The following is an 8,432-nucleotide window of genomic DNA, read 5'->3' as shown; positions in this document are numbered from 1 at the left end:
GCCAATGGCACCGAGGTCACGGTCGTCGGGGGCGGCAACTGCGCGAGTGCCGTCGCGGCGATGGACCGCGCGGCGGCATCCAGGCGAGCATCGAGATCCGGGATCTCGGCCGCTTGGATGAGCCCAAGATGGCGACTCGGCAGCGCGGCGTCCGGACAGCGCGGTACCGCGCCGAGAAAGGGGATGTGCGCGGGCATGGACGCGCGCAGCATCGCAACATGACGCAGGCCACCCACACGGTTGGCGAGCACCCCGGCGCAGCGCAGGTCCGGTCGATAGCTCGCCAAACCGAGGGCCAAGGCGCCGAAGGTTTGTGCCATGGCGCCGGCGTCCAGAACGATGGCCACCGGAAGGTCGAAGGCCTGCGCTAGATCGGCACTGCTGGGCGCGCCGTCGAAGAGCCCCATCACCCCTTCGATGAGGATCAGATCAGCCACGCCGGCCGCGTCGTAGAGCTTGGCGCGGCAGGCGTCGGCGCCGACCATCCAAAGATCCAGCGGCGACACGGGCGCACCCGCGGCATGCGCGAGGATCATCGGGTCGAGGAAGTCAGGCCCCGTCTTGAAGATCCGTACGCTTCGACCAAGGGCGGCATGATGGCGGGCTAATCCCGCGGCGAGGGTGGTCTTGCCCTGACCGGAGGCGGCCGCGGCGAGCAGCAGTGTGGGGCACGAACGGATGGTCTGCATGGTGGTTCGGTGGAATCGTGGTTACAATCCTCGCCGGCAGGCAAGCCCGACGTCTGGTCTTGCAGTGTAACAACTCGCCCCGTCGAGTCGATCGTGATGGCGCCGCCGCGCATGACGAGACCGCGGCGCCCCACATGCATGCGAGAACGAGCAGCCTATCTTGGACATCAATGAGTCGGAGCGCGCGGCGGTTTACAAGACGATCTTCGCCCGGCGCGACGTGCGCGGCGAGTTCCTGCCCGACCCGGTCCCGGAGGCGATTCTGCGGCGCATTCTCACGGCGGCGCACCATGCGCCGAGTGTCGGTTTCATGCAGCCCTGGGATTTCATTCTGGTGCGTGATCCGGCCATCAAGCGTCGCATCAAGGATGGTTTCGAGACGGCACACCGCGAGGCGGCCGCACTGTTCGAGGGTGAACGCCGTGAGCACTACCAGCGCTTGAAGCTCGAAGGGATTCTGGAGTCCCCCGTTGGGATTTGTGTGACCTGCGACCGGTCGCGCGCCGGACCGGTCGTCATTGGACGCACCGCCAATCGGGAGATGGATCTCTACAGTGTGGTGTGCTCGGTTCAGAACTTGTGGCTTGCCGCCCGAGCCGAAAACTTGGGCGTCGGCTGGGTCAGTATCCTGCACCGCCAAGTGCTTCACGATACGCTTCGGATCCCTTCGGCCATCGTTCCGATTGCCTATCTTTGTCTCGGTTATGTTCGTGCGTTCCACGACCGCCCTGAACTCGAATCCACCGGCTGGCTGCCACGCCTCGATCTGGAAACGCTGATACATCATGATGTCTGGGGCGGCGAGGGCTGAGCGGATGGGCCAGGTTTGGTTCGTCGGCGCGGGTCCTGGCGCGGCCGACCTCATCACGGTGCGCGGCGCGCGGCTCTTGGGTGAGGCTGGTGCCGTCCTCTATGCCGGCTCACTGGTCTCGCGCTCGGTGTTGGAGTGGACCCGCGAGGGTTGCGAGATCGCCGATTCGGCCGGCATGCACTTGCGCGAGATCACCACATGGTTGACGACGCGCGCGGCTCGTCATGCGAGCGTGGTGCGACTTCAGACGGGCGATCCGACCCTCTATGGCGCGCTCGCTGAGATGGCCCGCCCACTTGAGCGCGCCGGCGTGACGATCGGCATCGTGCCGGGCGTCTCCTCGGCCATGGCCGCGGCGGCGGCGGCCGGTGAGACCTTGACCCTCCCGGAGGTCACGCAAACCGTGATTTTGACCCGGCTCGCCGGGCGCACCCCCATGCCGGTGCGTGAGACGTTGGTGTCGCTTGCGGCGCATCATTGCAGTCTCTGCATCTTTCTCTCGATCGCTCGCATCGACGATGTGGTGACGGCCCTGCGCACGGCGGGATGGTCGTCGGCCGCGCCCATCGTGGTGGTGGAGAAGGCGACTTGGCCGGGCGCGGAGCGAGTGCTGCGCGGCAGCCTGGAAGACATCGCCGCACGCTGTGCTAGTGCCGGTCTGCGCCGTCAGGCAATGATCCTGGCCAGCCCCGCGCTTGGTGCTCGTCACCGCGAGGAGGCCGAGGTTTCGCGGCTCTATGATCTGCATTTTTCACATGGCTTCCGTCCCGCTGGAGACCCCTCGGCCGATGACTCATGATGTCGTTTTATTGACCGCTCACGGTGCCCGCGATCCTGGTGGCGCCGGCAATCAGGAGGTTGAGTCCTTCGCCGCCGCCTGGGGTGCGCGTCATCCTAGGCTCGCGGTGCAGGTGTGCTGGATCGAACATGCCCCGGTTTTGCTCGATGAGGGGCTTGACCAGGCGGCGGTTCGCGCCACCGCTGGCGGACGGGTGCTGGTGCTCCCACTGATCCTGAATGCCGCCGGTCATGTCAAGGGCGACATCCCCCGCGCCCTCGCCGCCGCGCGGGTGCGTCATCCGGAGGTTGAGTTCCGTGCGGCCCGTCACCTCGGGACCACTGACCACCTATTGAAGGCGCTGCGTCAGCGTTTGCATCAAGCGATGGTCGCGCTCGATATGCCAGATCCGCGCACGACCGGTGTTGTCCTGCTGGCCCGCGGCGCTTCGGACATGGAGTCGACCGGCGAGGTGGCGAAGATGGCGCATTGGATCTACGAAACGACCGATCACGACCTGGTGCTGCCGGCCTTCACTGGGATTTGCTTCCCGCGTCTGGAACAGGTGGTGCAGCGACTGGACCGTTTGGGCATGACCCAGATCCTCATCTTGCCCTACTACCTCTTCACCGGCCGACTCATCGAGCGTATCCGGGCGCAGACGGCGCGTCTGCGCACTCAATATTCAAGCCAGGTCATCGCCCTCGCGGACTATCTCGGCGCACACGAACAATTGATGGTGCTCTTGGATCAGCGCCTCGCCGAATGCCGCGAGGGCCGTCTGCTGTTGCCCTGCGACGGTTGTGCCCATGCGCTGGCGGCGGAGGCGGATCATGACCATCGCCACTGAGGCAGACGGGGGAGCGCTGTTGACCCGCGGTGGGGCAGCGATCGAAAACGCATCCTTTGCGATCATCGATGCCGAGGCCGCGCCCCACGCCTACGACGACGATCAATGGTCGCTCGTGCGGCGCCTGATCCATGCCAGTGGTGATTTCGATTTCAATGGCCTGACGCGCTTTCATCCCGCTGCCATTGGGGCGGGGGTTGCTGCCGTGCGCCGGGGCTGCCCCATCGTCTGCGATGTCGAGATGGTGCGGGCCGGGCTATCGCGTGTGCGTCTGGCCGAATTCGGTCTGGTCGCCCATCAGTCGATTGACCAGCCGGAGGTCATCGCCGCGGCGCGCGTCGAGGAGACCACGCGTGCCGTGCAGGCCATGCGTCTCGCCCATCGTCAGGGGCTGTTGGACGGCGCGGTGGTCGGCATCGGCAATGCGCCGACCGCGCTCCTGGAACTGATCCGTTTAGTGCGGGATGCGGATGCGCGACCGGCATTGATCGTCGGGATGCCGGTCGGCTTCGTCGCCGCGGCTGAATCCAAGGAGCAGCTCGGCGAGCTCGACGCGATACCCTGGATCCTGGTTACGGGACGCAAGGGCGGCTCGACCCTGGTGGTGGCGGCGCTGCATGCCTTGATGATCCTCGCCGCGCGACAGCCGCCGAGTCATGGCTAGCGCGGCTATTCCGAGCGTCGCGGCCCGCCGGATACCAGATCGACTGGCTGGCGTCTCGGTACCTGGCGGTATCGCGATAGAGCGAGTCCGTGAAGAGGACAGTGATGCAGCCACCCTCAGACCTGACTCGGGCCAATGACCGCGCGGGTCCGCGTCGTGGCAAGCGTGGCCAGCGTACGGGTTGGTCGACTGGTGCCTGCGCCGCGGCCGCGGCGACCGCGGCCGCGCGTGGACTCGTGACGGGCGTCGTCCCCAGCCAGATCGAGATCCTCCTCCCGCAGGGGCGCCGCCCCGTCTTCTCGGTTGCTGCAGCGACCTTGAACGCTGGTGTTGCGCAAGCAGTCGTTGTCAAGGATGCCGGGGATGATCCGGATGTCACCCATGGTGCGCGGATTGCGGCGCAGGTGCGCACCGCGCCCCATGCGGCTGGGATGATCCGGCTGCTCGGCGGTCCCGGGATCGGCCGGGTGACGCGCCCGGGGCTCGGCTTGCGGGTCGGCGAGGCGGCGATCAATCCGGGGCCCCATGCCTATATCACGGCGAACCTACGCGCCGCCGCCGCAGAGTTACTGATCCGCGCCGGGTTGGATGTCACCCTGTCCATCGCCGATGGCGAGCGGTTGGCCCAACGGACGCTCAACGCCCGTCTCGGGATCGTCGGTGGTTTGTCGATCTTGGGAACCACTGGCGTGGTCTATCCCTATTCGACCGCATCCTTCAAGGCAACGGTGCGGCAAGGCGTCCAGGTTGCCCTCGCCCAAGGTGAGCGTACGCTTTGTTTCAGTACCGGTCGACGCACCGAACGCTATTGCATGGAGACCTTCCCGGCCCTGCCAGAGGTCTGCTTCGTCCAAATGGGTGATTTCGTCGGTACGGCATTGGATGCGGTGCGCGAGGCCGGGATCACACAGGTGCTGGTTGGTGGCATGAGCGGCAAGCTTGCCAAGATGGCACAAGGGCTGCGGGTGACCCATGCCCGCAAGGCCCCGGTTGACATGGCGCACTTGGCCGAACTGGCGGCGCGATGCGGTGCGACTCCCGAACTCTGCCGGCGGATCGCGGAGGGGGCAACCGCGCGCTGGGTGGCCGAGCTCACGACCGAGGCGGGTCTGTCGGCCTGTTTCCATCGGGCGCTGGTCGAGGCTGCGGCGCGCGCGCTGGCGGCGGGACTGGCCGCGGGCACACGGCTCGAGGTCATCGCCTTCGCGCCGGACGGTCAACTCCTCGCGCGCACGGAGAGGCTGTGTGACTGAACCTGAACGCGAGCGTGAAGAGGACCAGGCGCGATGCTGGGTGATCGGTGTGCTCGATGATGGTCCGCAAGGTCTGAGCGACGCGGCCCGCGAGCGTCTTGGGCGAGTCCAGCGGGTGATTGGCGCAACCCGTGTCCTGGCGCTGTGCGACGGGTTGCTGAACCCCCACGCGGAGCGTCTGGATCTGACCGGACGGACCGCGTCCGTTGCTGCTTGGGTGAGCGAGGCCCTGGATGCTGAGCATGACGTTGCCGTCCTGGCCACTGGCGATCCGCTCTGCTTTGGGATCGGCGGACTGCTGGCGGCTCGACTGATGCCCCGGTTGCCGCCTAGTCGGTTTCGTGTACTCCCCAACCCGAGCACCCTGCAGCTCGCCTGTGCCCGCTTTATGCTGCCGTGGCAGGACGCGCGCTGGGTCTCGGTGCATCATTGCGACAGCGGTGATTGGGTCTGCGGCGGCACGCCCGAGCATGGACTGTATCATCTGGCACAGGCCCTGACCGGTGCGAGCGGAGCGGGTGATCTGATCGGCGTGCTGACCAGTCCGGCCAACGGACCGGAGCGCATCGCACGCTTGCTGCTGGCCGAGGGCCTCGACGACGTCTTTGCGATCCATGTCGCCGAGTGTCTGCTGCGCCCCGACGAGCGCTTGATCTCAGAGGTCCCGGCCGCGGTGTTGGCGAGCGCTCGCTGCGCGCATCCCAATGTCGTTCTCCTCCAGCGCCGCCACGCCGCCCCGGCCCGATCGGTCTTCGGTCTGCCCGATGCTTTCTTCGCGCAGCGCGTGCCCGCTCGAGGACTCATCACCAAGCGGGAGGTACGCGCCGTGGCACTAGCCTTGCTCGAGCTGCGCCCCGGCGATCTGGTGTGGGATCTCGGCGCCGGCTCGGGCAGTCTGGGTCTGGAGGCAGCGCGCCTCTGTCCTGATGGCCACGTTCACGCGATCGAACGGAATCACTTGGACCTGGATCTGATCGAGACCAATCGCCGGCGACTCGGCGTCACCAACTACAGTGCCACGGTCGGGGTGGCGCCAGGCGACTGTGCCACCTGGCCAGCCCCGGATACGGTCTTCATCGGCGGCAGCGGGGGTCAGTTGACGCCGATCCTCGAGATGGTCGTGCAACGTCTGCGACCCGCTGGCCGACTGGTGGTGTCGCTCGTCCTCTTAGAGAACCTGACCACGGCCATGGCCTTGCTCGATCGTGTGGGGCTCGACTGGTCGGTGACCCAGATCCAGGCCGCGCGCAGCAGCCCCTTAGCCGGCGGACACCGTCTCCAACCCGAGAATCCGGTCTGGCTGATCCAGGCTAGGACGGCTCAGGATCCGCCCCTTCCAGACGGATCACGGATCTGCGTATGACCATGATGGATGCGGTTGCCGAGACCGCGACGACGCCATGCACGGGCCGGTTGATCGGCGCCTCGCTGGGGCCGGGTGACCCCATGCTCATCACGCGGGCGGCCTGGTCGGCTCTGACCTCCGATGCCTGTTGGGCCTGGCCGGTCGATGCCGCTGGGTCGAGCTATGCGCTTGCGATCGTCGAGCGCGCGGGCCTGGCGGCGCCGACACCAGGGTTGGCTCTCCATTTTCCGATGACCCGCGATGCCGAAGCGCTCGCCCGCGCTTGGGCAACGGCGGCGGAGCAGGTCGCAGCACGTTTGGCTACGGGACAGGATGTGGTGTTCCTCGTTGAAGGGGATGCCTCGACCTATGCGACCTTCGGCCATCTTGCGCGGGTCGTGCGTGAGGTGGACCCAGGGGTTCGGATCGAGGTTATCCCCGGAGTGTCCTCCTTCAATGCCGCCGCGGCGCGGTTGGGACAGACGCTCGTCGACGGGGAGGAGCCGCTCGCGGTCTATGCGGCGCCCGCGGCGATGCGTGAGCTGGATGCGTTACTCGATCGCTTCGATGCGCTGGTGCTCCTCAAGGTGCGTCCGGTGCTGGACGACTTGATCGACGCACTGGCCGCGCGCGGCATGCTGGGGTCGGCTGTGTTCATCGAACGGGTCGGGACACCGCGTGAGCGCCTGATCCGGGATCTCGCCACGCTGCGCGGCGAGCCGGTCCATTATCTCTCGCTCGTCTTGATCCGACACGCACGTGGACGGGGGCTGGGGCAAGTGCCGATACGAGGGTCCCTCAAGACACCAAGCGCACCGAGCGAGCGGCAGGGCACCACACTGATTGCCTGGACCCGCATGGGGTTGGCGTTGGCTCAACGTCTGACGGAGCATCTCCCTGACGCGTCTGACATCCTGATCCCGCGCCCCTTCGCGGTGTCCCTGGAGACCGCTCCCGAGTCGCGTTGTCGCCTCGCGGTGGGAGCGGTCGCGGCCCGGCTTCCGGAGCTTTTTCGTCAGCGACGTGCCCTCGTCTTCATCGGCTCGAGTGGGGTGGCTTGGCGGCTCTGTGCACCGCTGATCCGCGATAAGCGTCGCGATCCAGCCGTGTTGGCCATCGACGAGGCCGGCCGCTTCGTGATCCCGTTGCTCGGCGGTCATCTTGCGGGGGCCAATGCTCTGGCCGTTGCCTTGGCCGCCGCACTTGCTGCCACCCCAGTTCTGACCACGGCCTCCGACGTCCAGGGCACCATTGCTGTTGATCTCTTCGGGCACGAGTTGGGATGGCGGATCGAAGCCGATCCCGAAACCCTCAAACGGGCCGCTGCCTGCGTGGTCAACGGTGCCCCCGTGGTGGTGATCGATGCGGGTCGCGCGACCTCCTGGTGGCCGGCCGATCGCCCTTGGCCAGCGAATCTACGTCGAGTCGATCGGCCCGATCAGGCTGGCGAGGCCTGCGCCTATCTCTGGATCAGCCTCGCTCCGGTCGCCGCTGCGCAACGCGCGCGGCTCGGCGACTGTGTGGTGGTCTATCGACCGCCCGCGTCCGCCGCGCCGTGATCGCGGTCGTGCTCGGTGTCGGTTGCGATCGCGGCACTCCATTGACGACGCTGGAGGCAGCCTTGGAGCTGCCAGTGGTGACCGCTCTGGGTCCGGTTCACATCCACTGTATCGCGAGCATCGATCGTAAGAGCGACGAGCCCGCCATCCTCGCTCTCGCGGCAGCGCGAGAGGTCCCGCTGCGGTTCTACCCAGCGGCGGTGCTCGCCCGCGTGCGCGTCCCCTCGCCCTCGCTCCAGGTGCGTCGTCTCGTGGGCACGCCCTCGGTCTGCGAGGCCGCAGCGCTCCTAGCGGGCGGTGCCCGTTCACTGATCGTCCCCAAACAGGTGCTCCGCGGTCCAGATGGGAAGCACGTCACCATCGCGCTGGCGCCCTGGGTTGGGTCAGCGCGAGATGAGTGTACGAACGCAAAGACTCTCGATACAGGCGTATCCTGACGGCGTCGCGCCCACCGGCGAGACGGCCGAGTCCCCCACCGTTGCG

The 8,432-nt window shown here is 67.1% G+C and carries 9 protein-coding genes; 8 read left to right on the top strand and 1 reads right to left on the bottom strand.

Features of this window, described 5'->3' with window-relative positions; genetic code table 11:
• The coding region (locus tag CKO25_RS13225) for a nucleotide-binding protein (protein WP_200388408.1) at positions 1–689 on the bottom strand (689 nt) is incomplete at its 3' end.
• Between the two features lie 160 nt (positions 690–849).
• Here CKO25_RS13225 and bluB point away from each other — a divergent pair.
• The 8 genes from bluB to CKO25_RS13185 all read left to right on the top strand — a co-directional run bounded on the left by bluB (position 850) and on the right by CKO25_RS13185 (position 8,386).
• Positions 850–1,500, top strand: a complete 651-nt coding sequence (bluB, locus tag CKO25_RS13220) for a 5,6-dimethylbenzimidazole synthase (protein ID WP_207162270.1) — start codon at positions 850–852, stop codon at positions 1,498–1,500.
• Between the two features lie 4 nt (positions 1,501–1,504).
• Positions 1,505–2,299: a precorrin-4 C(11)-methyltransferase gene (cobM, locus tag CKO25_RS13215; protein ID WP_200388407.1), complete on the top strand. Its 795-nt coding sequence runs from the start codon at positions 1,505–1,507 to the stop codon at positions 2,297–2,299.
• Complete coding sequence (locus CKO25_RS13210) at positions 2,289–3,128, top strand: sirohydrochlorin chelatase (protein WP_200388406.1); 840 nt, start codon at positions 2,289–2,291, stop codon at positions 3,126–3,128. The genes cobM and CKO25_RS13210 overlap by 11 nt, the downstream gene beginning before the upstream one ends.
• Positions 3,112–3,792, top strand: coding sequence for a precorrin-8X methylmutase (locus CKO25_RS13205; RefSeq protein WP_200388405.1), 681 nt, complete (start codon positions 3,112–3,114; stop codon positions 3,790–3,792). The genes CKO25_RS13210 and CKO25_RS13205 overlap by 17 nt, the downstream gene beginning before the upstream one ends.
• A 104-nt stretch (positions 3,793–3,896) precedes the next feature.
• On the top strand, positions 3,897–5,045 hold the full coding sequence (locus tag CKO25_RS13200) for a cobalt-precorrin-5B (C(1))-methyltransferase (protein ID WP_200388404.1): 1,149 nt from the start codon (positions 3,897–3,899) through the stop codon (positions 5,043–5,045).
• Positions 5,038–6,408, top strand: coding sequence for a precorrin-6y C5,15-methyltransferase (decarboxylating) subunit CbiE (gene cbiE / locus CKO25_RS13195; protein ID WP_200388403.1), 1,371 nt, complete (start codon positions 5,038–5,040; stop codon positions 6,406–6,408). Before CKO25_RS13200 ends, cbiE begins: the two co-directional genes overlap by 8 nt.
• Positions 6,405–7,949: a precorrin-2 C(20)-methyltransferase gene (cobI, locus tag CKO25_RS13190; RefSeq protein WP_200388402.1), complete on the top strand. Its 1,545-nt coding sequence runs from the start codon at positions 6,405–6,407 to the stop codon at positions 7,947–7,949. Before cbiE ends, cobI begins: the two co-directional genes overlap by 4 nt.
• Entirely contained in the window at positions 7,946–8,386 is a 441-nt protein-coding gene (locus tag CKO25_RS13185; RefSeq protein WP_200388401.1) for a cobalamin biosynthesis protein, read from the top strand. Before cobI ends, CKO25_RS13185 begins: the two co-directional genes overlap by 4 nt.
• Positions 8,387–8,432 lie beyond the last annotated feature (46 nt).

This window comes from Thiocapsa imhoffii (genome assembly GCF_016583985.1).
In the GTDB taxonomy this organism is placed as follows: Bacteria; Pseudomonadota; Gammaproteobacteria; order Chromatiales; family Chromatiaceae; genus Thiocapsa; species Thiocapsa imhoffii.
Note: the sequence above shows the minus strand (reverse complement) of the source record. Positions and strands in the feature narration are given on the sequence as shown.